This window comes from Silicimonas lutimaris, assembly GCF_047314965.1.
Lineage (GTDB): Bacteria > Pseudomonadota > Alphaproteobacteria > Rhodobacterales > Rhodobacteraceae > JAVJUV01.
In genome coordinates this window covers 33509-54936 of the sequence record NZ_JBLBVK010000045.1, presented here as the reverse complement: position 1 = coordinate 54936, position 21428 = coordinate 33509, and the positions used below count along the sequence as shown (strand labels likewise).

Below are 21428 nucleotides of genomic sequence, written 5' to 3'. Positions count from 1 at the left end.
TCTCCGCATCAAGTGGAGCGCTCCCGATGCTGTCTGTCGAAGCCATTGTCGATGAGATTCTCGCCCGCGAAGGCGGGTATGCGAACGATCCGGACGATCCGGGCGGCGCGACCAACCACGGCGTGACGATCCACACCATGCGAAGGCTGGGGCTGGACCTCGACGGCGACGGCCGGGTTTCGGTGTCGGACGTGAAGCGGCTGACACGCCGGCAGGCGCGCGAGATCTTCATCGCCGAGTATTTCCTGAAGCCAAGGATCGACTGGCTTCCCGCGCCTCTGCAGGCCAGCGTGTTCGACATGCAGGTGAACGCCGGGGCGCATGCGGTACGGCTTCTCCAGCGGCTTCTGGGGCGAATGGGCTTTTCCGTCTTGGTTGACGGCGCGGTTGGTCCGCTGACGCGCGACGCCGCGCGGCAGGCCGCGGCGGCGGCGCCGGAACATATCGCGGATGCCTATGGGATCGCGCGCCGGAACTACTATTACGCCCTCGCGGATCGACGGCTGGCGAGCCGGAAATATGCCCGGCGCCGCGATGGTGGAAAGGGAGGCTGGATCACGCGCGCCGAGGTGTTCATCTCGCCGCGCTACCACCTGAGCGAGGCCGAGCATCGGGCGAGGGTCGCGGCATGGGGCTGATCGGAAACATCCTGGGCGTGGTCTTCGGGGGCGGCCGCAACGCGGTGCGCGAGACCATCGAGGTCTTTCGCCCGAACGCCGAGGCCGAGGCGGTGCGCAGCGCGGCGCGGGAGGCCGCCGCCTTGGCACAGTTCGCATCCGAATTCGCCTTTCAGAGGCAGGGCCTGTTCGACCGCGTGATCGATGGGCTGAACCGTTTGCCGCGCCCGTTTCTCGCCTTCGGTGTGCTAGGCCTGTTCGTCGCCGCGCTGGTCGATCCGGTCTGGTTCGCGGCGCGCATGCAGGGGATCGCGCTGGTGCCCGAGCCGCTCTGGTGGCTGATGGGGGCGATCGTGTCGTTTTACTTCGGTGCGCGCCACCAGGTGAAAGCGCAGGACTATCAGCGCGGGCTGGCCGAGACACTGGCACGGACGCCGGAGGTGATGCGTCATATCCGTGATCTCGAAGCGCTGGCGCCGGAGGACGCGGACGAAGAGGCGCCGTCGCCGGAAGTGACTGAGCGCGACGGACCTGAGGATGGCGAAGAGAATGCCGCGCTCGATGACTGGAGGCGAAGCCTTGGGCGGTGACCTGATTTTCAAGCTGGTTGCCGATCACGGTCCCTGGGTGCTTCTGGTGTTCTTCCTGCTCTGGCGGGATTTCCAGAAGGATCAGGCGACCCGCGACGTTCTGGACAAGAACGCCGTCGTCCTGACCGAGATCGCCACTGTGATCCGCGAACGGATGCCGAGGAGCTGAGCGATGTGGCGCGTCCTGAACCGGATCCGAAGATATCTTGCCGGGCGCCGGTTCGACGCCGCGCTCCGGCGGAACAACGAAGCCGCAGACCGTCTGGATGCGGCGCTGCGCGAGGTGTTGAAACGATGACGGATGCGTTGAGAGTGATGGGCCTGGCAGTCTCGGCGATGCTCGTGATCTATGCCGCGCTGGGGTACGAGGCGGCCTACGAGATCAGCTATGGCGCGTTCACGCTGATGGCCGCGATGGTGTCGCTGACCTTTCTCTGGCTATGGATGCAGCGTGCGACGCCGCTGGCCGTGGGGATGTCCTTCGGCTGGGCCGGGGCGGCAAGCGTGATGGGCTGGTGGTGGATCTACAACCTCCTCGATACTCCGGCGTTCATGCGTGAGAACGTGGCGCTTTTCCTTTGCCTGTCCGTCTATTTCGTCGGAGCCGTGCTTCACTTCTCGGTCATAGGACGGTCGCTGGGGCTGGCGCGGGGGCTTTGGGCGGCGCCGGTGGCGTTCGCTATCGCGGTCTCGGCAATGCTTCACGTCACGCGACTTTGATCGGGGACCCGCGACCAAGCGTCCTTGGCCCTTGGCCTTGGCGAGGCGGCGGATTACTCTTCCTGCATGATCATCGAAACCGGACATTTCAGCCTGATACTGGCCCTCCTGGTGGCCTTGGTGCAATTCGTGCTGCCGCTTGTCGGGGCGCATAAGGGCTGGCGTGGCTGGATGGCCATAGCCGGACCCGCCGCCCTGACGCAGGCGGCGCTTCTGACCTTCTCGTTCTGCGCGCTGACCTATGCCTTCGTGACGTCGGATTTCTCGGTCCGGCTGGTGACGCTGAACTCGCATACGCTGAAGCCGATGCTTTACAAGGTGACGGGCGTCTGGGGAAACCACGAAGGTTCGATGCTGCTCTGGTGTCTGATCCTTGCGGTGTTCGGCGCGCTGGTGGCGCTTTTCGGCGGTAACCTGCCCGAGCGGCTGAAAGCGCGGGTTTTGGGCGTTCAGGCCTCGGTCGGCGTTGCCTTCCTCGGGTTCCTGATCTTCACCTCGAATCCGTTCCTGCGCCTGGCCAATCCGCCGATGAACGGGCAGGATCTGAACCCCCTCCTGCAGGATCCCGGTCTCGCCTTCCATCCGCCGTTTCTCTACCTGGGCTATGTCGGCCTTTCGATGTCCTTCTCCTTTGCCGTCGCCGCGTTGATCGAAGGCCGGGTGGACGCCGCGTGGGGGCGCTGGGTGCGGCCCTGGACGCTTCTGGCCTGGCTGAACCTGACGATAGGGATCGCACTGGGGTCGTGGTGGGCCTATTACGAGCTGGGCTGGGGCGGGTTCTGGTTCTGGGATCCGGTCGAGAATGCCTCGTTCATGCCCTGGCTGATCGCTGCGGCGCTTCTGCATTCGGCCATCGTGGTCGAGAAACGTGAGGCGCTGAAAAGCTGGACGATCCTGCTGGCCATCCTGGCCTTCGGGTTCTCGCTGATCGGGGCCTTCATCGTACGTTCGGGCGTTTTGACCAGTGTCCACGCCTTCGCCAACGATCCCGAGCGCGGCGTCTACTTGCTGGCGATTACCGGGGTCTTCATGGGCGGCGCGCTGACGCTCTACGCTTTCCGCGCGGGCGAGTTGCAGGCCAAGGGCGTCTTTGGCATCGTCAGCCGCGAAAGCGCGCTTGTTGCGAACAACGTGCTGCTTGCGGTGGCGACCTTCGTGGTCTTCATCGGCACGATCTGGCCTCTTATTGCCGAGATGATCTGGGACCGGAAGCTATCGGTCGGGCCGCCGTTCTTCGATGCCGCCTTCACACCCTTCATGCTTTTGCTTGCGGCGATCCTGCCCATCGGCTCGGTCCTTCCGTGGAAGCGGGCGAAGCTGGGCCGTGTGATGCGGCCTCTCTGGCTGGCCCTGATCGCGGCGTTCCTCGTCTCGGCTTTGGCCTGGGTGGTTCAAACGGAGAAAACGCTGCTGGCGCCTGTGGGTGCGCTTCTGGGGGCGTGGCTGGTCTTTGGTGCCGCTGTCGATCTTTGGACCCGTACGGGGAGCGATGCGTCGCAGAAATTCGGGCGCGCCCTCCGCTTGCCCCGTGCCGACTGGGGCCGGGTCGTGGCGCACGCCGGGCTTGGCATCACGATTTTCGGCATCGCGGCCATGACCGCCTGGCAGATCGAGGACATCCGGGTGGCCCGCGAGGGGGAAACCTTCGAGGTTGGCAATTACGAAGTCACGCTGGTCGACGTGCAGCGGGTCGAAGGACCGAATTATATCTCCACCATGGCCGAATTGCGCATGGTCAGGGACGGGCAAGAGGAGGCCGTGCTTTTCCCCGAGAAACGCGTCTATCCGGTCGCGGGCATGCCCACGACCGAAGCGGACATTGACAACGGCGTGTTCCGGGATCTCTACCTCGTGATCGGTGATCCGCAGGACGGCGGCGGGTATGCCGTGCGCACCTATATCAAGCCGTTTGCCAACTGGATCTGGGCTGGCGCGATCATCATGGCGCTGGGAGGCTGTTTGTCGCTGTCCGACCGCCGCTTTCGCGTTGCGGCCGGTGCCCGCAAGGCACCGCAATGCGTGCCGGCCGAATGATACGGGTTCTCCTGGTATGGCTGATGCTCGCGGGCGCGGCCTTTGCGGTTCAGCCCGATGAGGTGCTGGACGATCCGGTTCTGGAGGAGCGCGCGCGCGAGTTGTCGAAAGGTCTGCGCTGCCTTGTCTGCCGCAATGAATCGATCGACGAATCCAATGCCGAACTGGCCCGTGACCTTCGCCTTCTGGTCCGCGAGCGCCTTCTCGAGGGCGACAGCGACGAGGAAGTGATCGACTTCCTGGTTGCGCGCTACGGTGAATACGTCCTCCTCAGCCCGCGTGCGACGGGCTCCAGCCTGATCCTTTACCTGGCAGGGCCCGCGATGCTTCTGGCTGCACTTGGAATTGCGCTGGTCTACCTGCGCCGGCGTCGCAGTCAGCCGGAAAGCGCGCAGCTGAGCGAGGAAGAGCGCGCGCGACTGGCCGAGCTTATCGACGAATGACGTAAGGTGCCTCTTTCCTGAACCACTTCGTTCACTTATGTGAAGCGAATGCGACAGGAAGGATTTTCGATGGACTACCAGACCATTCGCCTGACCCGGACCGACGGTTACGCGGTGATCACCCTTGCCCGAGCCGGTGTGATGAACGCGCTGAACACCCAGATGCGGGCCGAGATCCTGCACGCCGTCAAGTCTGCGGAAACCGACGCGCGCTGCATTGTCCTGACAGGTGAGGGCAAGGCGTTCTGTTCGGGGCAGGATCTGGGGGACAGCTCCTCGGTGGCGAACGCCAACCTCGAGCGGACGCTGCGCGACGAATACGTGCCGCTTCTCCGGGCCATCTTCGACTGCCCGGTCCCAACGATCGCTGCGGTGAACGGGCCGGCGGCCGGGGCAGGGGCGAACCTGGCGCTGGCGGCCGACGTCGTGATCGCGGCTGAACGCGCGGTGTTCCTGCAGGCGTTCACGCGGATCGGGCTGATCCCGGACGCGGGCGGAACCTACTGGTTGCCGCGCCAGATCGGTTTTGCGCGTGCCATGGGCGCGGCGCTTTTCGCCGAACCTGTCAGCGCCAGACAGGCCGCCGACTGGGGCATGATCTGGGAAGCGGTGCCGGACGACGACTTCGATGCCCATTGGCGCCGCCGCGCGGCGACGCTGGCCGCTGGACCGACAGTGGCCTACCGCCAGACGAAAGAGGCGATGCGCGCGAGTTTCAACAACTCGCTCGACGAGCAGCTTCTGCTGGAGGCGAAACTTCAAGGCCGCTGTGGCATGACGCGGGACTTCCGCGAAGGCGTGCTGGCCTTCCTGGAGAAGCGCCCCGCGGAATACGAAGGTCGATAAGGCGCGCTGCCCATGTCGCGCCCGGCCTGTTGAATTCTCGAAAAGAATAAGGGCGCCCTTGGGCGCCCTTTTCTGTGTCAGCGTTTCTCGACGTCGACGTAATCGCGGGTCGTCTCGCCAACGTACAGCTGGCGGGGACGGCCGATCTTCATCTGCGGATCGGCGATCATTTCCTTCCACTGGCTGATCCAGCCAACAGTCCGCGCGACCGCAAAGATCGGCGTGAACATCGAGGTCGGGAAGCCCATCGCGTCGAGGATGATGCCCGAATAGAAGTCGACGTTCGGATAGAGCTTCTTGTCCGCGAAATAGGGGTCTTCCAGCGCGCGCTTCTCAAGCTCCTTGGCGACCTGAAGCGTCGGGTTGTTCTCGATGCCCAGCAGATCGAGCACCTCGTCCGCGGATTGCTTCATCACCTTCGCGCGCGGGTCGAAGTTCTTGTAGACCCGATGGCCGAAACCCATCAGGCGGAACGGATCGTTCTTATCCTTGGCGCGCTCGATGAACTCGGGGATGCGGTTCGGCGTGCCGATCTCGCGCAGCATTTCGAGGCAGGCCTGGTTGGCGCCGCCATGGGCCGGGCCCCAGAGGCAGGCGATACCTGCGGCAATGCACGCGAAGGGGTTGGCGCCCGAGGACGAAGCAAGGCGCACCGTCGATGTCGAGGCGTTCTGCTCGTGGTCGGCATGAAGCGTGAAGATGCGGTCCATCGCGCGGCTGAGGATCGGGTTGACCTCGTAATCCTCGGCCGGGACGGCAAAGCACATACGCAGGAAGTTCGACGCGTAGTCGAGCGAGTTCAGCGGGTACACGAAGGGCTGCCCGATCGAGTACTTGTAGGCCCAGGCAGCGATGGTGGGCATCTTGGCGACCAGGCGAATCGAAGCGACCTCGCGCTGCCAGGGGTCGGCGATATCGGTGCTGTCGTGGTAGAAGGCGGACATCGCGCCGACGACGCCGACCATGGTGGCCATCGGGTGCGCATCGCGCCGGAAGCCACGGAAGAAATACTGCATCTGTTCATGCAGCATCGTGTGGTTCGTGACGCGGTTCTCGAAATCTTCCAACTGGTCCGCCGTCGGCAGTTCGCCGTAAAGCAGCAGGTAGCAGACTTCGAGGAAATGCGATTTCTCAGCCAGCTGGTCGATCGGGTAACCGCGATGCAGAAGCTCGCCCTTGTCCCCGTCGATGAAGGTTATGGTCGAGTCACAGGATGCCGTCGAGGTAAAGCCCGGGTCATAGGTAAAGATGTTGCCCTGAGCATAGAGCTTGCGGATGTCGATCACGTCGGGGCCCGCGGAGGGGGACAGGATCGGCAGTTCCAGTTCCTTGCCGTCAAACGAGAGTTTCGCAGTTTTGCCCGTGTCAGCCATGTTTTCCCTGTCTCCTCGGACGCTGCGCCCCCGTTGGGCGAGCGTGGTTCATTCAAGCGCCCCCGCCTTGCGGCGGAACCGTCCTGTCACTCGGCGCAGTCAGCGATCCGAAGTATCGTCTCTTCGCGTCCGAGAACAAGCATCATGTCGAAGACACTGGGAGTAACGGAACGTCCCGCAAGCGCCGCGCGCAGCGGTCCCGCGAGCTTGCCAAGACCCAACCCGTGAGCTTCGGCGAGGGACTTCACGATCCCTTCCAGCGTGTCGCGTGTCCAGCTAGCATTTTGCAGGTGCGGCGTCAATTCTTTCAGTATACCACGGGATACCAAATCCAGCGCTGCCGCCGATTTCTCGTCCGGCTCCAGCGGCCGGGAAGTCAGAACAAATGACGCTTTTTCAATGATTTCCGGGTATGTCTTGGCACGCTCTTTCAGACAATACATTGCACCCTCCAACTCCGCCGCCTTGTCGTCTGTCAACCTGTCCTGACCGGAAAGTGTCAAAAATTCCTGAATTCCTGCTACGAGTGCAGCATCGTCCATCGCGGCGATATGCTGGCCCGAGAGGTTGGCGAGTTTCTTGGTGTCAAAACGGGCCGGGGCCTTCTTGATGCCACCGAGATCGAACCATTCTATTGCCTGAGCATCGTTGAAGAACTCGTCGTCGCCGTGGCTCCAGCCCAGCCGGGCAAGATAGTTGCGCATGGCGGGGGCAGGATAACCTTCGGCGGCCCATTCCTCGACTCCCAACGCGCCGTGGCGCTTCGAGAGCTTCTTGCCGTCCTCGCCATGGATCAGCGGGATATGCGCCCAGACCGGCACGTCCCAGCCCATCGCGTCGTAGACAAGCATCTGGCGGGCGGCGTTGTTCAGGTGATCGTCGCCCCGGATTACATGCGTGACGCCCATGTCGTGGTCATCGACCACCACCGCCAGCATGTAGACGGGCGTGCCGTCCGAGCGCAGCACGATCATGTCATCCAACTGGTCGTTGCGAATGGTGACATCGCCCTGAACGGCATCTCGGATCACGGTTTCGCCTTCGCGGGGGGCCTTGACGCGGATCGCGTAAGGAGCATCGGGGTGGTCGGCCTCGGAAACGTCGCGCCAGGGCGAGCGGAACAGCGTGCTTTCGCCTTTCGCCCGCGCCGCTTCGCGAAAGGCCTCGATTTCCCCGGGCGTCGAGAAACACTTGTACGCGCGTCCCGTGGACAGCATCTCGCGGGCCACCTCGGCATGACGTCCGGCGCGCTCGAACTGGCTGATGGCGTCGCCGTCCCAGTCGAGACCCAGCCATTTCAGGCCCTTGAAGATGGCCTCGGTCGCTTCGGGCGTGGAGCGCGCGCGGTCCGTATCCTCGATCCTTAGGAGGAACTTGCCGCCCGTGTGGCGCGCATAGAGCCAGTTGAACAACGCCGTTCGCGCGCCTCCGATATGCAGGTATCCGGTGGGCGACGGGGCGAAGCGGGTGACGACGGGCATGGGCATTAACCTTTGGGTAAGCATGAGGGCCTAGGCTCGCGCGGGTGTATTCAACGCGCCCGGAGGTGACAAGGGTGCGCCTTCTGAAGCAGTGCGGGACGTGGCTGGACGGGCAGAGGGGCGCTCTCTTTCCCTGGGCACCTGTTTTCTTCGCTTCTGGCATCGCTACCTACTTCGCGCTCAAGTGGGAGCCGGGGCGCGGCTCCTGGCTGGCTGTCGCGGCTGTCATGGCGTTTCTGCTGGGGCTCGGATGGGTTCGGGGGCCGGGTCGCCGACTCGTGATCACCGCGCTTCTTCTGGCGCTGGCGGGGTTCTCGGTGGCAGGGCAGCGCGCGCATTCGGTGGCGGAACCCGTGCTGGCGTTCCGCTACTACGGCCCGGTCGAGGGGCGGATCGTTGCCATAGACCGTTCGGCCTCCGACGCCGTGCGCCTGACGCTGGACCGGGTGCGGCTGAAGGACGTCCCGCGGGAGCGCACCCCGGCGCGCGTCAGGATCGCGCTCCATGGCGTGCAAGGCTACCTGGAGCCCGAACCGGGCCTGACAGTCATCGCCACGGCGCATCTGTCGCCCCCGGCCGGTGCGGTCGAGCCCGGCGGCTACGACTTTCGCCGCCAGGCATGGTTCCAGCGGTTGGGCGCGGTAGGTTACACCCGCGTTCCCGTTCTGGCCTACGCGCCGCACGAGGGGCATGAGTTGTCTCTCGCCGTCTACAGGCTGCGGATGCACATCTCGCGCGCCGTTCAGGACGCCCTGCCGTCGCCCGTGGGCGGCTTCGCGGCGGCGATCACGACCGGGGACCGCTCCGGCATGGATTCGGAGGTGCTGGAGGCGCTGAGGGCCTCGAACCTCGCGCATCTTCTGGCGATCTCGGGGCTGCACATGGGGCTTCTGACGGGCTTCGTCTTCTCCGCGCTGCGCCTGGGGCTTGCCTCCTTTCCAGGTGTCGGACTGCGATGGCCGGTACGAAAGATCGCTGCCATCGCGGCGTTGTGCGCGGGCGCGGTCTACCTGGCGCTCTCCGGCGGCAATGTCGCGACCGAACGCGCCTTCATCATGGTGGCGGTGATGTTCGCCGCCGTACTGGTGGACCGCCGCGCGATCACGTTGCGGTCAGTGGCCGTTGCGGCGCTGATCGTGTTGAGCCTGCGGCCCGAGGCGCTTTATGGCCCCGGTTTCCAGATGTCCTTCGCCGCGACCACCGCACTTGTCGCGGTCTACGGGGCCATGCAGGGACGCGCGTGGTCGCCCGGGCGATGGCCTGCCTGGATACGTGTCGCAGGGGGCGTGGCCCTGTCGTCCTTCGTTGCGGGAATGGCGACCGCCCCGATCTCGGCGGCGCATTTCAACCAGGTGCCGCATTACGGGCTGATCGCGAACATCGTTTCGGTGCCGCTGATGGGGGCGGTCATCATCCCGGCGGCGGTGGTGTCGGCGGTTCTCGCGCCCCTGGGGCTGGGTTGGGTCGGCCTGAAGCTGATGGAGTGGCCGATCCTCTGGATCCTCTCCGTGGCGCGCACGGTCTCGGGCTGGCCGGGATCGGTCAGCGCGGTGATCGCTCCCGGGCCTGCGGTGTTGCCGTTGATGGCCCTCGGCGCGCTCTGGATCGTCATCGTTCGAGGCCGGGCGCGGGCGGCAGGGATGCCGCTGATGGTGCTGGCTCTTGTGCTCTGGGGGCAAGCGGAGCGGCCTCGGGCGCTGATCTCGCAATCCGGCGGGCTGGTCGGGGTGATGACACCCAAGGGCCGCGCCCTGTCTAAGCCGAAAGGCGATGGGTTCGCGGCGACAAGCTGGCTTGAAAACGATGGCGACAGGGCCGGACAGGCGGAGGCGCACGGCCGCACCGCATTCGGAGATGACGCCGTGCGGGTCGTGGAGATCGAAGGGCTGACGCTTTTCCATGCCACCGGCAAGCGCGCCGCGGCCGAGGCTGTTGCCCGCTGCCGCGAGGCGGCCGCGGTGGTGGTCAACGTCGCGGTCGATGCTCCGTCGGAGTGCGAGGTCTATGACGCGGTCCGTCTAGACCGGGTCGGGGCACTGGCCATAGAAGTGGGGCCCGAAGGCCCCCGAATGGTTACCGCGCGCCAGGTGGCGGGCGCGCGGCTCTGGTCTCAGTAGCTGCGGATCAGGCCGACAAGGCGCCCCTGCACCTTGACCTGATCGGAGCGGAACAGTCGCGTCTCGTAGGCCGGGTTGGCGGCCTCCAGCGCGATCGTGTCGCCCTGCTGCCGGAAGCGTTTCAGCGTGGCTTCCTCGTCCTCGACCAGCGCGACGACGATATCGCCATTGTCGGCGGTGTTCGTCTCGCGGATCACCACGATATCACCGTCGTTGATGCCAACGTCGATCATCGAGTCGCCTTTGACTTCAAGCGCATAGTGATGCCCCTTGCCGGTCAGCATCTGGCCGGGCACCGCGACGTGGTGGCTGACCTCGCTGATCGCCGCGATCGGCACACCGGCGGCGATCCGGCCCATGACGGGCAGTTCCATTGCCTGGGCTTCGACCGGCATGGCGCGGGCCGGCGGTGGCGTGTCGGGCCTGTCGCCTTCGATGACGCGAGGCACGAAGGTCTTTCCCTTGTCGAGACTGTCGGGAAGCTTGACGATCTCGATGGCGCGGGCGCGGTGGGCGAGGCGGCGGATGAAGCCACGCTCTTCCAGTGCCGTGATCAGGCGATGAATGCCGGACTTGGACCGCAGGTCCAGCGCCTCCTTCATTTCATCGAACGAAGGCGGAACGCCGTCGCGTTGAACGCGCCTGTGGATGAATTCAAGCAAATCCAGTTGTTTACGGGTCAGCATTGATGCAAACCTCCTCTGCTCGGCCCTGCGCATTCGCGCATGTGTTCAGCCGATGTTCTACTCTCGTTCCCTTTTTGTGTCAATGATTGGTTAATATTCGATGAATGCGATTTCGTCGCCTGCCTCGCGGCTGCCGTCATGGGGTGGGCGGACCGCCAGAACGTTGGCGCTGGCCAGTACTGACAGAAGCGCGCTGTCCTGGCGGTCGGCGACAGTGATCCCGTCGTCCGAGAGAGTTGCGCGCATGTAATGCTGCCGGGGACCGTTCGGGCCGATGGGAGCCACGAGCGGTGCGCTGCGCATGGGCAGCGCGACCTTGGGTAACCCCTGCATTGCGCGAACCATAGGTCGTACGAAGATATGAGCGCAAACCATTGAAGAAACGGGATTTCCGGGAAGTCCTATCATCGGAGTTCCATTCAGGCGTCCAGCCATGAGCGGTTTGCCGGGGCGCATCGCGATCTTGTAGAAGGCGCGCTCCATTCCAAGGTCGGCGGCGACCTGCCCGACGAGGTCGTGATCGCCGACGGAGGCGCCGCCGATCGTCACGATCAGGTCGGTGCCGGTCGCCAGAGCGAAACAGGCTTCAAGGCTCGCCGCGTTGTCGCGCGCGATGGGCAGAAGGCGCGTCTCTGCGCCGTCCTGCTCCAGCGCGGCGGCAATGCCGAAACTGTTCGACGCGATGATCTGGTCGGGGCCGGGAGTCTCGCCCGGCATGACAAGTTCATCGCCGGTGGCGATCAGGGCCACCCTTGGTCGGCGCGCGACGGTCACCTCGGGCACGTTCATCGAGGCGATGAGCGAGACATGCGCAGGAGAAAGGACAAGCGGCGGATCAAGGGTTTGGCCGATCTTAAAATCGGCACCTATCTCTCTGATATACAGCTTTGAATCGATTTTCTCGCCAAGAACAATCCAATCGCCCTCGCGCGTGGCGTCTTCCTGTATGATGACACGCGCGGCGCCATCCGGAACGGGCGCTCCGGTAAAGATGCGGACTGCCTCGCCAGGGCCAACGGCGCCCTTGTAGGCGTGGCCGGCGGCGGCTTCTCCGATGACATGGAATCCGTCGCCCGGATTGGCATCGGTCGTGGCGATGGCAAAGCCATCCATGACGGATACGGCGAATGGCGGCTGGTTCCGTGCGGCGGCGACCGGCGCCGCCAGGATGCGCCCGGCGGCAGAGCGCAGCGGTACAGTCTCGACCCCCGTCGGTACGACAAGGTCGAAGATGTGACCCAGCGCCTCGTCGACGGAGATCACGCCGGCGCCTCGTACCGCCCGGACTTGCCGCCGTCCTTCAGGACGAGGCGGATATCCTCGATGACCATGCCCTTCTCGACAGCCTTGACCATGTCGTAGATCGTGAGACAGGCAGTCGCCACGGCGGTCAGCGCCTCCATCTCGACGCCGGTCTGACCCGAGGTCTTCACGGTCGCCTCGACCCGGACGCCGGGCCGCTCCGGATCAGCGGTAAGTTCCAGCGCAACCTTCGTGATTGGCAGTGGATGGCAAAGCGGGATCAACTCGGAGGTTTTCTTGGCCCCCATGATCCCCGCCAACCGTGCGACCGAGAGAACGTCGCCCTTCTTGGCGCGTCCTTCTGTAATCATATCAAGGGTTTCCGGCGTCATCCTGACGTAGCCTTCGGCCACTGCGATACGGTCGGTATGGGCCTTTTCCGAGACATCGACCATATGCGCCTGGCCCTGCGCGTCGAAATGGGTGAGGCCCGACATCACGCCGCTCCCTTCGCGGGAACGGGATCGGCCAGGATCGCGCGGGTTGCCGCGGCGACGTCTTCCTGGCGCATGAGGCTTTCTCCGATAAGGAAGCAGCGCGCGTTGCTGGAGGTGGCCAACCGGGCCAGGTCGGCCGGGGTGAAAAGGCCGCTTTCGGCCACCAGGAGCTTGCCCTCCGGCACGCGGGTGGCAAGGCGCTCGGTGGTGCCGAGATCGGTTTCGAAGGTCTTGAGATTGCGGTTGTTGACGCCCAGAAGCGGCGAACGAAGCGCCAGCGCGCGGTCCAGCTCCTCCTCGTCATGGACCTCGACCAGCACGTCCATGCCCCAGTCGAATGCGGCCGCTTCCAGTTCGGCCGCCTGCGCGTCGGTAACGCTCGCCATGATGATCAGGATGCAGTCCGCTCCCCAGGCGCGCGCCTCGGCAACCTGGTAGGTGTCGTAGAGAAAATCCTTCCGGAGGCAGGGCAGCGAGACCGCGTTCCGCGCGGCGGTCAGGTATTCCGGGGCTCCCTGGAACGAGGGTGTGTCCGTCAGAACGGACAGGCAAGTCGCGCCGCCGGCCTCATAGGCGCGGGCCAACGCGGGCGGGTCGAAATCGGCGCGGATCAAACCTTTTGAGGGGCTGGCCTTCTTGATTTCGGCGATCAGGCCATAGCCGGCCTCCGCAGCGGCGAAGAGCGCCCGGGCAAAGCCGCGCGGCGCGCCGGCCGCGCGGGCCTGGGCTTCGAGATCGGCAAGCGGGGTCCGTGCCTTGGCGGCGGCGATTTCTTCAAGCTTGTAGGCTTTGATGCGGTCGAGAACGTTTGTCATGAGGACGGGAATAGCGCGTTGGCGGGGCGGTGAAAAGCGCCCTTGATGGCCGGTGCCAGTCCGCGGTGCAGGATCAGCGGGGCTCTGCCCCGCACCCCGAAGTATTTTCGCCAAGAGGAAAGAAGGCGTTATCGGCAGGATGCGTCAGGCCCAGCGGATTCCGGCATCGCCCTGGGCTTCGAGCCACGCGTTCACCCGGCTGAAGGGGCGCGAGCCGAAGAACCCGCGATAGGCCGACAGGGGCGAGGGGTGGGCGGTCTCGATGAAGAGATGGTCCGCTCCGGTTACGTGTTGCCGCATGGACTGGGCATGTTTGCCCCAGAGGAGAAAAGCGCGCGGCCGGTCCGAGAGGCGGGCCAGAACCTGCTCGGTCAGCCGCTGCCATCCGAGCGCCACGTGCCCGCCTGCATCGCCCGACGGCACGGTCAGCGCCGTGTTGAGGAGGAGAACGCCCTGGTCGGCCCAGTGGGTCAGGTCCCCGGTGGCCGGTGTGGCCCCGATATCGTCCTCGAGTTCGCGGAAGATGTTTCTGAGGGATTTTGGCAGCGGCGTGTCCGGCGTGACCGAGAAGGCGAACCCGTGCGCGTGGCCGGGGGTCGGGTAGGGATCCTGGCCAAGTATGACGACGCGGGTCGCCTCGGGCGGCGTGTGTTCAAGGGCGGCGAAGCGTTGGGATGCGGGCGGCAGGACCTCGCGCGGATCGCTGTCGATCCGGGCTGCAAGCGCGGGCCAGTCGTCGCTGAAGAAGGGCAGGTCGGCCCACCCGGCAAGGCGCTTCGGCGTCATGCGTCCGAGGTGACGCGGGCCAGCCCCTCGACCTTTTCCTTCGCCCTGCCGCTGTCGATGCTCTCGGCCGCGATCTCGACGCCTTCCTTCAGGCCGGCGGCCTTCTCGGCGATGACAAGCGCGGCGGCGGCGTTCAGCAGGACCGCATCGCGATAGGCGCCTGTGGCGCCTTCGAGCAGGTCCCGGAAGGCCTGCGCGTTTTCCTCGGGCGTGCCGCCAAGTATGTCGCGGAAGGGATGCACCGGCAGGCCGGCATCCTCGGGGTGAAGTGTGGCCGAGCGGATCTTCCCGTCCTTCAGGATCGCGGCGTCGGTCGGGCCTGAGATCGAAATTTCGTCGGTGCCGTCATGGCCGTGAACCAGCCAGGCTACCTCGGACCCCAATTGCTGCAGCGTTTCGGCCATCGGGAAGATCAGGTCGACGGCGAAGGCGCCGGTGAGCTGGCGTTTGACACCGGCGGGGTTGGTCAGCGGACCGAGGATGTTGAAGATGGTCTTGGAGCCGAGTTCCATCCGCACGGGCATGACGTGTTTCATCGCCGGGTGGTGCATCGGCGCCATCATGAAGCCTATGCCGACCTCTCTCAAAGCCTTTTCAACCACTTCCGGGCCGACCATCACGTTAATCCCAAGCTGCGACTGCAGATCTGCCGCGCCGGATTTGGACGAGAGGTTACGGTTGCCGTGCTTGGCCACCGGCACGCCGGCGCCGGCCACGACGAAAGCGGTAGCGGTCGAGATGTTGAGCGTGCCCATGCCGTCGCCGCCGGTGCCGACGATATCCATGGCGCCCTCGGGCGCGCGCACGGCGGCGCATTTGGCGCGCATCACGGCGGCTGCGGCGGCGTATTCGGCGACCGACTCGCCGCGTGCGCGCATCGCCATCAGGAAACCGCCCAGCTGCGCGGGCGTGGCGTTGCCTTCGAAGATGATCTCGAAGGCTTCCTCGGCCTGTGCGCGGGAGAGAGGGCCTTCGGAGGCGGCGTAGATCAGTGGCTTCATTGCGTCAGTCATGCGGGTACCGGAACCAGGTCTAGGAAATTCTTCAGCATGGCATGGCCATGCTCCGAGCGGATGCTCTCGGGGTGGAACTGCACGCCGTGAATAGGCTTTGTCCTGTGCATCAGGCCCATGATGGTCCCGTCTTCCAGCCAAGCCGTGACTTCAAGGCAGTCGGGCAGCGTCTCGCGCTCGACGATCAGCGAGTGGTAGCGGGTGGCCGAGAGCGGCGAGGGCAGGCCCTTGAAGACCGATTTGCCGTCGTGGTGCATCGCGCCCATCTTGCCATGCACGATCTGGCCCGCGCGGACGACGCGACCCCCGAAGGCCTGGCCGATGGTCTGGTGCCCGAGGCAGACGCCGAGAAGGGGCGTGTCGGTCTCCGCCGCCGCCTCGGTGAGCGCCAGGCAAATGCCCGCCTTGTCCGGGTCGCAGGGGCCGGGAGAGAGGATGATCCCGGAAGGTTTCATCGCCATCGCCTGCTGAACATCCAGCGCGTCATTGCGTTTCACCACGCATTCGGCGCCCAATTCGCCCAGATAATGGACGAGATTGAAGGTGAAGCTGTCGTAATTGTCGATCAGTAGCAGCATTTTGGCGTCTCTCGCACGATGGCGTGAAGATATGGGGTGTCAGCGCCCGAAAGCGCCGGTATACTTGTGGGAGAGGCGCCGGAGATCGTCAAGGCGCCCATTGGCATTTGAGCAGAGCGGAGGAGAGTGCGTTGGGACGCGGCTTCCTTGCAGGCATTTTGTGGGGTGGTGTTGTAGGCGCTGGCCTTCTTCTGGTGTCGAACCAGACGATGGACCGTCAGCAACTCAGTTTTCCCAAACCCGAAGCAAGCCCGGTCGATGTGCCGGGCGGGTCCGAATTCGATCAGGCGCGCGTGGAGACCGAGCCCGTTCTTCCCGGAACGGAAGAAACGCCCGGCGCCGATGAGATCGTGACCGGCGTGCTGCCGCCCACGGATGTTGTGGAAACGCCTCCCGCCTTTGACACATCGTCGCTGGACGTTCCGCAGCCTTCCGTCGAAGGGCCCTCGGGCCTGGGCGATGTCCCGGCCGTGGCCGATGAAGTCGCGGCGCCCGAAAGCGGTGAAGCCGACCGTGTGGGCAGTTCCGGCAATCTTGCCGGAGTGCCGGCGTCGCCGTCGCTCGAGACGCCCGAGACGCCGATTGCCGCACCGGAAACAGACACCGCCTCGCCCCTGGCCCTGGACGCCCCCGAGACCGAGGGACTGGAAGTCAGCGACGGCGCAACCGCCGATACCGCGCCCGTCGCGGAAACCGAGGTCGCCGCGCTGCCGGCGGAAACCGGCGACAGCCCGCCGGTGTCGATCGACAGCGCCCCGGCCATTGAGACCGAGAGCGATGGACCGGCTTCGCCCGCAGCGCCACAGGTCGGCGATGCGCCGACGCTTGAGGGCGTGCGCATGCCGGAACCCGAACCGGCCCCCGCTGATACCGACGTTGCGGCGCAGCCCGATGCGGCGCAGCCGGAAGCGCCCGTACTTGCGCCAACCCCGCCTTCGGCACCTGAAGTCTCGCAGCCCGAGCCCGATGTCGCCCGGACCGAACAACCCGAGGCGCCTGCCGTAGCCCCCGAAGTGGCCGAGACGCCCGACAGCGGGGGCGTGGCGACGGTGGATGGCAGCGACTCGCAGTTCTTCACGCCTGTCGAGACGTTCCAGGACCGCGCCGAAGGCGTCGAGGTCAACCGCCTGCCCACCATCGGCGGGGATGATGACACGATTCCCGTGGTGCGTCGGCTGCCAGGCACTCCCGCGACCGAAGGTTTGGTGCCGGAAACGGAAGAGGACGGAACCGAAGACAGTGCCGGTGCGACCGCGACCGCGGAAGGGCCGGCGCTTCGTGCCTTCGCCATGGAGTTCGATGTCCCTGCCGGTGCGGCGGTCGTTTCCGTCGTGCTGTTGCACGAAGGGCCGGCAGCGCTGTCCGACGCGGACCTGCGCCGCCTTCCACAGACCGTGGGGTTTGCGGTCGATGCGGGTTCGCCTGAGGCCGAAGCAATCGCGGCGGAATACCGGCGCGCGGGGCGCGAGGTCGTGATGATACCGTCGCTGCCCTCCGGTGCATCTCCGCAGGATGTCGAGGTGGCGCTGAGCGTCAATCTCGAGCGAATCCCCGAGGCTGTGGCGGTGATGGACGTCTCCGGCTCCAGCTTCCAGTCCGACCGGGATGCTGTGGCCCAGGTCGTTGCGGTCATCGGCGACACCGGACACGGGCTGATCACTTTCCCGCGCGGTCTGAACACGGCGCATCAGCAGGCCGAAAGGGCCGGCCTTCCGACCGGGCTCATCTTCCGCATGCTCGACGACGACAACGAGACCGACGAACAGATCCGACGCACCCTCGATCGGGCAGCCTTCCGCGCCCGCCAGAGCGACGCGGTCATCCTGGTCGGACATGCCCGTCCCGGCACGATTGCAGCCGTTTCAGCATGGGCCGCGGATGCGGGCGGCGACGTCACGCTGGCACCGGTGTCGGTGGCGCTGGAGGGCGAATAGGCGGGAGTCTTCCGCGTCTGGCCTAACCAAGGTCGCGTGAATAGAGCACCGCTGCCCCTGGCGTGTTTTCCGTCATGGGCTTGAAGCCCAGCTTTCCCAGTACGCGGGCGGATGCCGCGTTCTCGCTGTCGACGCCGGCTACGAGCCGGCCGCTCCGATGTTTGGAAAGCCAAAGGATCAGCGCCTGAAGCGCCTCGGTGGCGACCCCCTTGCCCCAGCTCTGCTGCGCCAGAAGGTACCCGATGTGGGCCTCGTCCTCACTGCACATAGGGATACCGGGCGCCAGAAGGATCAGGCCTATCAGGGCGCTGTCTTGGTCGCGGATCAGCAAGACTTGAGATTCCATGCGTCTGGCATCGATCCAGACGCGAGGCGCGTCTGCGGCGGCTCCAAGCTGCATCGTTTCAGGCAAATGACGCGTGACGCCCGGGGTCAGAATCCGGTGCAGCGCGGCTTCGAGCGCAGTGCGCTTCGCCTTGTCTGCCAGATCGGAATCCCAGAGGCAGAGCCTCAACCGGTCCGACTTTATCATCGCTGGGAAATCGCCCTGCAAACGAGGACGGCGCCCCGAGGGGCGCCGTTTCATTGTCATGAATTCACAGTCCGCATCAAGCGAACCACCAGCGCTCCTGCGCCTTGTTGCCGTCGTTGGCCCAGTTCGCGGCCACGGCCTCGTCGTGGGCCAGCGCCTTGGAATGCGCCGAGATATAGCTGGCGAACATTGCGACGATGGCACCACCGTCGTTCTGGAGCAGCGACTGGGCTTCCCAGTACTGGTTCTTGCGCGCGGCTTCGTCGGTTTCCGAGCGGGCCTGCAGAACCAGTTCGTTGAAGCGCGTGGCGGCTTCTGTGTCGCGCCAAGCGGTGTCGTTCCACTCGGTTTCCGCGACATAGGCCGACGAGTACATCCAGTCCTGCGTCGGGCGTCCCGACCAGTAGCAGGCGCACCAGCCCTTCTTGTTCCAGACGTTCGACCAGTAGCCGTCAGACGGTTCGCGCACGACTTCGATCTCGATCCCGGCTTCCTTGGCCGAGGCCGCGATCAGCTGGGCGGCGTCGACCGCGCCGGCGAAGGCCGCATCGGCCGCGGACAGCTGGATCGGACCGGAGTGACCGGACTTCTTGTAGTGCTCGGCCGCCTTCTCGGGGTCGAACTCATGCACCGGCAGATCGGTGTTGAAGAACGGCATGGAGGCGTTGACGGGTACGTCGTTGCCAGCCTCGCCGTAGCCCAGAAGGATCTTCTCGACCAGTTCCTGCCGCTTGATCGCGTATTTCAGCGCCATGCGCAGGTCGTAGTTGTCGAAGGGTTCGACCGCGAGGCGCATCGGGAAAGTATAGTGCTGGGTGCCTGTGGCCGTCAGGATGTCCAGCGTCGGCACGCGGCCCAGAAGCGCCACGGTCTTGGGGTCGATATCGCCCGAATAGTCCACGTCGCCGTTCATCACGGCGTTCTGGCGTGCGGTCACGTCGAGGATCGAGAGAAGCTCGAAGCGGTCGAAATGCGCGGCTCCGTCCTTGAAGTAGTTCGGATGGCGGTTGAAGATCGCGCGCACGCCCGGTTCGAAGGTTTCGACGACATAGCCGCCGGTGCCGTTCGGATCCTGTCCATCGACCGATCCATCGGCCGAAGCCATGATGATCAGGTGATAATCCGACATGATGTAGGGGAAGTCCGCGTTGGCGCCCGCAAGCTCGAACACGACCTGGTTGTCACCGTCCTTCCGGATATCGGTGATCTGGCTGACAAGGCCCTTGGCGGCCGATTTCGAGTCTTCGCCCCGGTGATGGTTGATCGAGGCGATCACGTCTTCGGGGGTCAGCGTCTTGCCGTTGTGGAACTCGACGCCCTTGCGCAGGTTGAACACCCAGGTCTTGGCGTCCGAGGTGTCGACGCTCTCGGCAAGTTCGGGAACCAGGTTGCCGGTCTTGTCGACTTCCATCAGGCAGTTGCCACGCGAATAGTTCACGGTGGTGCCGAAATCGTTTTCGGTCGTCGCCGGATCAAGCGAGTCTGTGGTCGAGCCGTGGCCCACCGCCATCCGGAATACGCCGCCCTTCTTGGGTGTCTGCGCCTCTGCGCGGCCGGCCAGGCCCATCGCCGTCGGAAGCGTGACCCCGGTGGCCAGCGCCGACATGATGAAGCGGCGGCGGTTGATCTCGCCTCTTGTCAGGCGCATTGCCTGACGGGCGAGATAGGTTTCCTTGCGTTTGTCCATGAAGAAGTCTCCCTGATTATTCTTCTTTGAGCACAAGGAACCAGTCCAAGAAGGTGAAAGCAAGTCAACTTTCGTCAAAACAGCCCTTCACCGACACGAAAAAGGGGGCCGAAGCCCCCTTGATCGCCAAGTGTTGACAATGACCTACGACGTGACGTCGTAGGCGCGCTCGCCATGCTGCGAGAGATCGAGCCCGGTTTCCTCGGTTTCGGCGTCCACGCGCATGCCCACGGCGGCTTTCGCGATCAGGGCGACGATCACCGTCACAACAGTCGTGAAAATGCCGACGATCAGGAGGCTGCCCAGCTGCGCGGCCCAGCTTCCGGCCCCGAAGACGGCGATCATGATCGTGCCGAAGATGCCGCCCACGCCATGCACCGCGAATACGTCGAGCGTGTCGTCGATCTTCAGCTTGTTGCGGATGAGGTTCACGGCCTCCTGGCAGAGGATGCCGGCAATCGCGCCGATGATCAGCGCCTCGACCGGTCCGACGAAGCCCGAGGCGGGCGTGATCGAAGCGAGACCGGCGATGGTGCCCGTGACCATGCCGACAAGCGAGGCCTTGCCGTACTTGATCCGCTCCCAGAGCGCCCAGGTCAGCGAGGCGGTGGCGGCCGAGATATGTGTGACCGTCAGCGCCATCGCCGCGCCTCCGTCGGCGGCCAGTTGCGAACCGCCGTTGAAGCCGAACCAGCCGACCCACAGCATCGCCGCGCCGATCATGACGTAGCCCGGATTGTGCGGCGGCTTGGTGCGGTCGCGCCGCGCGCCCAGCATGACTGCCAGGATCAGCGCCGCAAGACCAGCGGTCTGGTGCACCACGATGCCGCCCGCGAAGTCGCGCGCTCCGGTCTCGCCGAAGATGCCGCCATCGGCCAGCATCCCGCCGCCCCAGATCCAGTGGACGACGGGCGCGTAGCACAGAAGCATCCAGAGGGTCGAGAAGATCAGCACGAAGCCGAAGTTCACGCGTTCCACATAGGCGCCCACGATCAGCGCCGGGGTGATGATCGCGAAAGTCATCTGGAAGGCGAAGAACAGGATCTCGGGCAGTGTGCCCGACAGGCTTTCGGCATCGACGCCCGCCAGGAACATCTTGCCCAGGCCGCCCCAATAGGCATTGCCGTCGCCGAAGGCGATCGAATAGCCCGCAACGAACCACGCCACGCTCATCAGGCAGGCGATAGCATAGCAATGCATGAAAACGCTCAGCACGTTCCGCGAGCGCACGAGGCCCCCGTAGAACAGCGCCAGTCCCGGCAATGTCATGAACAGCACAAGCGCCGTCGCAACGATGATCCAGGCGGTATCTGCCCCAACCATATCCTTCCCTCCATTTTTTGGTTGCGGGTCAGGAACCGTGTCGGGGCTGCGAGGAAAAGCGGCAAAGCGTGCAGAGCGGGATTAATTGTTCAGCAAAAACGGAACTGCCCGCAT

Annotated in this window: 22 protein-coding genes; 10 read left to right on the top strand and 12 right to left on the bottom strand. The window is 65.0% G+C overall.

The genetic code is table 11. From position 1 onward, the window contains the following. The first annotated feature begins 26 nt into the window (after window positions 1–26). The 8 genes from ACKLNI_RS08550 (at window position 27) to ACKLNI_RS08515 (ending at window position 5250) form a co-directional block, all read left to right on the top strand. On the top strand, window positions 27–638 hold the full coding sequence (locus tag ACKLNI_RS08550) for a holin-associated N-acetylmuramidase (protein ID WP_413718645.1): 612 nt from the start codon (window positions 27–29) through the stop codon (window positions 636–638). After that, complete coding sequence (locus tag ACKLNI_RS08545; RefSeq protein WP_413718644.1) at window positions 629–1207, top strand: holin family protein; 579 nt, start codon at window positions 629–631, stop codon at window positions 1205–1207. Before ACKLNI_RS08550 ends, ACKLNI_RS08545 begins: the two co-directional genes overlap by 10 nt. Next, entirely contained in the window at window positions 1179–1376 is a 198-nt protein-coding gene (locus ACKLNI_RS08540) for a hypothetical protein (RefSeq protein WP_413718643.1), read from the top strand. The genes ACKLNI_RS08545 and ACKLNI_RS08540 overlap by 29 nt, the downstream gene beginning before the upstream one ends. Window positions 1377–1379: 3 nt before the next feature. After that, window positions 1380–1505 carry a hypothetical protein gene (locus ACKLNI_RS08535; protein ID WP_413718642.1) on the top strand — a complete coding sequence of 42 codons (126 nt, stop codon included), beginning with the start codon at window positions 1380–1382 and terminating at the stop codon, window positions 1503–1505. Then, on the top strand, window positions 1502–1927 hold the full coding sequence (locus ACKLNI_RS08530) for a hypothetical protein (protein ID WP_413718641.1): 426 nt from the start codon (window positions 1502–1504) through the stop codon (window positions 1925–1927). Before ACKLNI_RS08535 ends, ACKLNI_RS08530 begins: the two co-directional genes overlap by 4 nt. A 66-nt stretch (window positions 1928–1993) precedes the next feature. Then, window positions 1994–3961, top strand: a complete 1968-nt coding sequence (locus ACKLNI_RS08525) for a heme lyase CcmF/NrfE family subunit (protein WP_413718640.1) — start codon at window positions 1994–1996, stop codon at window positions 3959–3961. Beyond that, complete coding sequence (locus tag ACKLNI_RS08520; protein WP_413718639.1) at window positions 3958–4404, top strand: cytochrome c-type biogenesis protein; 447 nt, start codon at window positions 3958–3960, stop codon at window positions 4402–4404. Before ACKLNI_RS08525 ends, ACKLNI_RS08520 begins: the two co-directional genes overlap by 4 nt. 69 nt (window positions 4405–4473) lie before the next feature. After that, window positions 4474–5250, top strand: coding sequence for an enoyl-CoA hydratase-related protein (locus ACKLNI_RS08515; RefSeq protein WP_413718638.1), 777 nt, complete (start codon window positions 4474–4476; stop codon window positions 5248–5250). 77 nt (window positions 5251–5327) lie between these two features. Here the strand turns inward: ACKLNI_RS08515 and gltA are convergent, their stop codons facing one another. Further along, window positions 5328–6623 (bottom strand): citrate synthase, encoded by a 1296-nt coding sequence (gene gltA / locus ACKLNI_RS08510; protein WP_413718637.1) that lies wholly within the window; start codon window positions 6621–6623, stop codon window positions 5328–5330. An 86-nt stretch (window positions 6624–6709) separates the two neighbouring features. Continuing rightward, window positions 6710–8110 carry a glutamate--tRNA ligase gene (gene gltX, locus ACKLNI_RS08505; RefSeq protein ID WP_413718636.1) on the bottom strand — a complete coding sequence of 467 codons (1401 nt, stop codon included), beginning with the start codon at window positions 8108–8110 and terminating at the stop codon, window positions 6710–6712. Window positions 8111–8178: 68 nt separating this feature from the next. Here gltX and ACKLNI_RS08500 point away from each other — a divergent pair, with 68 nt between their 5' ends. Further along, a complete protein-coding gene (locus tag ACKLNI_RS08500) occupies window positions 8179–10221 on the top strand; it encodes a ComEC/Rec2 family competence protein (RefSeq protein WP_413718635.1) in 2043 nt (680 codons plus the stop codon). On the opposite strand, the gene lexA is transcribed toward ACKLNI_RS08500, so the two are convergent. From lexA to ACKLNI_RS08465, 7 genes are all read right to left on the bottom strand, one after another. Beyond that, the gene (gene lexA, locus ACKLNI_RS08495; RefSeq protein ID WP_413718634.1) at window positions 10215–10907 is read right to left on the bottom strand and encodes a transcriptional repressor LexA; all 693 of its coding nucleotides are present in this window, start codon (window positions 10905–10907) and stop codon (window positions 10215–10217) included. The two genes, ACKLNI_RS08500 and lexA, sit on opposite strands and share 7 nt — an antisense overlap. A 90-nt stretch (window positions 10908–10997) precedes the next feature. Further along, entirely contained in the window at window positions 10998–12170 is a 1173-nt protein-coding gene (locus ACKLNI_RS08490; RefSeq protein ID WP_413718633.1) for a molybdopterin molybdotransferase MoeA, read from the bottom strand. Beyond that, window positions 12167–12646, bottom strand: coding sequence for a cyclic pyranopterin monophosphate synthase MoaC (gene moaC / locus ACKLNI_RS08485; RefSeq protein ID WP_413718632.1), 480 nt, complete (start codon window positions 12644–12646; stop codon window positions 12167–12169). The genes ACKLNI_RS08490 and moaC overlap by 4 nt, the downstream gene beginning before the upstream one ends. Continuing rightward, complete coding sequence (trpC, locus tag ACKLNI_RS08480; RefSeq protein ID WP_413718631.1) at window positions 12646–13461, bottom strand: indole-3-glycerol phosphate synthase TrpC; 816 nt, start codon at window positions 13459–13461, stop codon at window positions 12646–12648. Before trpC ends, moaC begins: the two co-directional genes overlap by 1 nt. 144 nt (window positions 13462–13605) lie before the next feature. Beyond that, entirely contained in the window at window positions 13606–14247 is a 642-nt protein-coding gene (locus tag ACKLNI_RS08475; RefSeq protein WP_413718630.1) for a uracil-DNA glycosylase, read from the bottom strand. After that, the gene (gene trpD / locus ACKLNI_RS08470) at window positions 14244–15260 is read right to left on the bottom strand and encodes an anthranilate phosphoribosyltransferase (protein ID WP_413718629.1); all 1017 of its coding nucleotides are present in this window, start codon (window positions 15258–15260) and stop codon (window positions 14244–14246) included. The genes ACKLNI_RS08475 and trpD overlap by 4 nt, the downstream gene beginning before the upstream one ends. After that, window positions 15257–15838, bottom strand: coding sequence for an anthranilate synthase component II (locus ACKLNI_RS08465; protein WP_413718628.1), 582 nt, complete (start codon window positions 15836–15838; stop codon window positions 15257–15259). The genes trpD and ACKLNI_RS08465 overlap by 4 nt, the downstream gene beginning before the upstream one ends. A 131-nt stretch (window positions 15839–15969) precedes the next feature. Here ACKLNI_RS08465 and ACKLNI_RS08460 point away from each other — a divergent pair, with 131 nt between their 5' ends. After that, window positions 15970–17772: a divergent polysaccharide deacetylase family protein gene (locus ACKLNI_RS08460; RefSeq protein WP_413718627.1), complete on the top strand. Its 1803-nt coding sequence runs from the start codon at window positions 15970–15972 to the stop codon at window positions 17770–17772. Window positions 17773–17794: 22 nt separating this feature from the next. Here ACKLNI_RS08460 and ACKLNI_RS08455 read toward each other — a convergent pair whose 3' ends face one another. The 3 genes from ACKLNI_RS08455 to ACKLNI_RS08445 all read right to left on the bottom strand — a co-directional run bounded on the left by ACKLNI_RS08455 (window position 17795) and on the right by ACKLNI_RS08445 (window position 21314). Next, on the bottom strand, window positions 17795–18364 hold the full coding sequence (locus ACKLNI_RS08455; protein WP_413718626.1) for a GNAT family N-acetyltransferase: 570 nt from the start codon (window positions 18362–18364) through the stop codon (window positions 17795–17797). Window positions 18365–18380: 16 nt separating this feature from the next. Continuing rightward, window positions 18381–19991, bottom strand: coding sequence for an ABC transporter substrate-binding protein (locus tag ACKLNI_RS08450; protein ID WP_413718625.1), 1611 nt, complete (start codon window positions 19989–19991; stop codon window positions 18381–18383). A 144-nt stretch (window positions 19992–20135) separates the two neighbouring features. Next, window positions 20136–21314 carry an ammonium transporter gene (locus ACKLNI_RS08445; protein ID WP_413718624.1) on the bottom strand — a complete coding sequence of 393 codons (1179 nt, stop codon included), beginning with the start codon at window positions 21312–21314 and terminating at the stop codon, window positions 20136–20138. Window positions 21315–21428 lie beyond the last annotated feature (114 nt).

What these genes read in the sequence shown, in the direction of transcription:
- lexA (WP_413718634.1), bottom strand. Translation starts at nt 10,907, where the DNA reads ATGCTGACCCGTAAACAACTGGATTTGCTTGAATTCATCCACAGGCGC.
- ACKLNI_RS08520 (WP_413718639.1), top strand. Translation starts at nt 3,958, where the DNA reads ATGATACGGGTTCTCCTGGTATGGCTGATGCTCGCGGGCGCGGCCTTT.
- ACKLNI_RS08515 (WP_413718638.1), top strand. Translation starts at nt 4,474, where the DNA reads ATGGACTACCAGACCATTCGCCTGACCCGGACCGACGGTTACGCGGTG.
- trpD (WP_413718629.1), bottom strand. Translation starts at nt 15,260, where the DNA reads ATGACTGACGCAATGAAGCCACTGATCTACGCCGCCTCCGAAGGCCCT.
- ACKLNI_RS08450 (WP_413718625.1), bottom strand. Translation starts at nt 19,991, where the DNA reads ATGGACAAACGCAAGGAAACCTATCTCGCCCGTCAGGCAATGCGCCTG.
- ACKLNI_RS08445 (WP_413718624.1), bottom strand. Translation starts at nt 21,314, where the DNA reads ATGGTTGGGGCAGATACCGCCTGGATCATCGTTGCGACGGCGCTTGTG.
- ACKLNI_RS08465 (WP_413718628.1), bottom strand. Translation starts at nt 15,838, where the DNA reads ATGCTGCTACTGATCGACAATTACGACAGCTTCACCTTCAATCTCGTC.
- ACKLNI_RS08545 (WP_413718644.1), top strand. Translation starts at nt 629, where the DNA reads ATGGGGCTGATCGGAAACATCCTGGGCGTGGTCTTCGGGGGCGGCCGC.
- gltX (WP_413718636.1), bottom strand. Translation starts at nt 8,110, where the DNA reads ATGCCCATGCCCGTCGTCACCCGCTTCGCCCCGTCGCCCACCGGATAC.
- moaC (WP_413718632.1), bottom strand. Translation starts at nt 12,646, where the DNA reads ATGTCGGGCCTCACCCATTTCGACGCGCAGGGCCAGGCGCATATGGTC.
- trpC (WP_413718631.1), bottom strand. Translation starts at nt 13,461, where the DNA reads ATGACAAACGTTCTCGACCGCATCAAAGCCTACAAGCTTGAAGAAATC.
- ACKLNI_RS08540 (WP_413718643.1), top strand. Translation starts at nt 1,179, where the DNA reads ATGACTGGAGGCGAAGCCTTGGGCGGTGACCTGATTTTCAAGCTGGTT.
- ACKLNI_RS08530 (WP_413718641.1), top strand. Translation starts at nt 1,502, where the DNA reads ATGACGGATGCGTTGAGAGTGATGGGCCTGGCAGTCTCGGCGATGCTC.
- ACKLNI_RS08535 (WP_413718642.1), top strand. Translation starts at nt 1,380, where the DNA reads ATGTGGCGCGTCCTGAACCGGATCCGAAGATATCTTGCCGGGCGCCGG.
- ACKLNI_RS08475 (WP_413718630.1), bottom strand. Translation starts at nt 14,247, where the DNA reads ATGACGCCGAAGCGCCTTGCCGGGTGGGCCGACCTGCCCTTCTTCAGC.
- ACKLNI_RS08525 (WP_413718640.1), top strand. Translation starts at nt 1,994, where the DNA reads ATGATCATCGAAACCGGACATTTCAGCCTGATACTGGCCCTCCTGGTG.
- ACKLNI_RS08455 (WP_413718626.1), bottom strand. Translation starts at nt 18,364, where the DNA reads ATGACAATGAAACGGCGCCCCTCGGGGCGCCGTCCTCGTTTGCAGGGC.
- ACKLNI_RS08550 (WP_413718645.1), top strand. Translation starts at nt 27, where the DNA reads ATGCTGTCTGTCGAAGCCATTGTCGATGAGATTCTCGCCCGCGAAGGC.
- gltA (WP_413718637.1), bottom strand. Translation starts at nt 6,623, where the DNA reads ATGGCTGACACGGGCAAAACTGCGAAACTCTCGTTTGACGGCAAGGAA.